This window comes from Actinosynnema sp., assembly GCF_052038725.1.
The window spans coordinates 1-2,000 of record NZ_JBQGCX010001167.1 but is presented as its reverse complement, the minus strand read 5'-3'; the positions used below and the strand labels follow the sequence as shown (position 1 = coordinate 2,000).

1 protein-coding gene and 1 tRNA gene are annotated in these 2,000 nt (G+C 67.8%); both read left to right on the top strand.

Annotated elements, in window-relative coordinates; translation table 11 throughout:
* A partial coding sequence (locus ACTUAL_RS24445) for a UPF0182 family protein (RefSeq protein ID WP_440901898.1) occupies positions 1–1,770 on the top strand: 1,770 nt, incomplete at its 5' end.
* A 101-nt stretch (positions 1,771–1,871) separates the two neighbouring features.
* Positions 1,872–1,945, top strand: a tRNA-Met gene (locus tag ACTUAL_RS24440).
* Positions 1,946–2,000: the final 55 nt, after the last annotated feature.

The following is a 2,000-nucleotide window of genomic DNA, read 5'->3' as shown; positions in this document are numbered from 1 at the left end:
GCGGTCCCCGAGCAGAAAAACAGCCGCAACCCCCAGGGCCCGCGCGACTGGATCAACCACCACCACAAAAACACCCACGGCAACGGCATGGTGTTAGCCGAGGCCCCCAACGTGAACTCGCCCCCCGACGCGAACGGCAACGGCGGCAACGGCGGCTACCCGGTGTTCGAGGTGGCCGAGGTCAACCAGCAGGGCGAGGTCACGCCCAGCCGGTTCGGGGTCGAGCAGCCGCGCACCTACTACGGCGAGCTGGGCACCAGCACCGACTACGCGATCGTCGGCGGTCGCGGCGAGGGCGCGCCGAGCGAGTACGACACCGACCGCACCCAGTACACCTACACCGGCCAGGGCGGTGTGCGGATCGGCGGCATCTTCAACAAGCTGGTCTTCGCCGCCTACTACGGCGAGCGGAACATCCTGTTCAACTCGGCGGTCGGCGAGGACTCGCGGATCATCTTCAACCGGCACCCGCGCGACCGCGTCGAGGACGTCGCCCCGTGGCTGACCGTCGACAGCGACCCGTACCCCGCGGTCGTCGACGGCAAGATCACCTGGATCGTGGACGGGTACACCACGCTCGACAACTACCCGTACGCGCGCAAGACCGCGCTGGGCGACGCCACCAACGACTCGCTGCCGGGCGTGGCGCAGCAGCCGAACCGCGAGATCAGCTACATCCGCAACTCGGTCAAGGCCACCGTCGACGCCTACGACGGCACGGTGACCCTGTACGCGATGGACGAGAGCGACCCGGTCCTGAAGACCTGGATGGGCGTCTTCCCCGGCTCGGTCAAGGCCAAGAGCGAGATGTCCCAGTCGCTGCTGGAGCACCTGCGCTACCCCGAGGACCTGTTCAAGGTCCAGCGGGACACGCTGACCCGCTACCACGTGTCCGAGCCGCGCGACTTCTACTCGGGCGTCTCGTTCTGGGGCGTGCCGTCCGACCCGACGGTCGACAACGCCACCACGGTCGAGCAGCAGCAGAGCAGCAACCAGCAGCCGCGCGACCAGCAGCCGCCGTTCTACGTGGTGGCCGGTGACCCGACCGGCGACCCGAACAAGGTGAGCTTCCAGCTGACCAGCTCGCTGGTGCGGCAGAACCGCGAGTTCATGGCCTCGTACGTGACCGTCCGGTCCGACCCGGACAACTACGGGAAGATGAGCGTGCTGACGCTCAACAACGAGGCCAAGGGCCCGCAGCAGATCCAGACCCAGTTCCTCACCTCGGCCACGGTCAGCTCCGAGCTGAACCTGCTGACCCAGCAGAAGACGAAGGTGGTCTACGGCAACCTGCTGACCCTGCCGGTCGGGGGCGGCCTGCTGTACGTGGAACCGGTCTACATCGAGCGGGCCAGCCAGAACACGCAGTACCCGCAGCTGTCCAAGGTGCTGGTGAGCTTCGGCGACAAGGTGGGCTACGCGTCCACGCTCGGCGAGGCGCTGGACCAGGTGCTGTCGGGCGCCGCCCAGGAGGTCCCCGACCCGTCCAACGGGAACAGCGGCCAGCCGCCGTCGAACTCCAGCACCCCGTCGACGCCGAACGCCAACAACGGCAACCAGGCGTACACGCCGGAGATGCAGCAGGCGGCCAGGGACATCCGCAGCGCCCTCGACCAGCTCAAGTCGGCCCAGGCCAGCGGTGACTTCGCCGCGCAGGGCAACGCGCTCAAGGCGCTGGACGAGGCGAGCCGGAAGTTCGACGAGGCGAGCAAGGCGGCCCCGTCCACCCCGTCGTCCTCGGTGACCTCCTCGCCGACGCCGACGAACTGAGCCTGAACCGGCTCCGACCAGCGGAATCGGGTGTCCCCGCCACGGCGGGGGCGCCCGATTTGCCTTTGCCGCCACCTTCCGCGTACAGTTCACCTTACCGACGCGGGGTGGAGCAGCTCGGTAGCTCGCTGGGCTCATAACCCAGAGGTCGCAGGTTCAAATCCTGTCCCCGCTACAAAGAGGGAAAACCTCCTGCCGGATCTCCGGCGGGAGGTTTTTTCGTTTTCCCG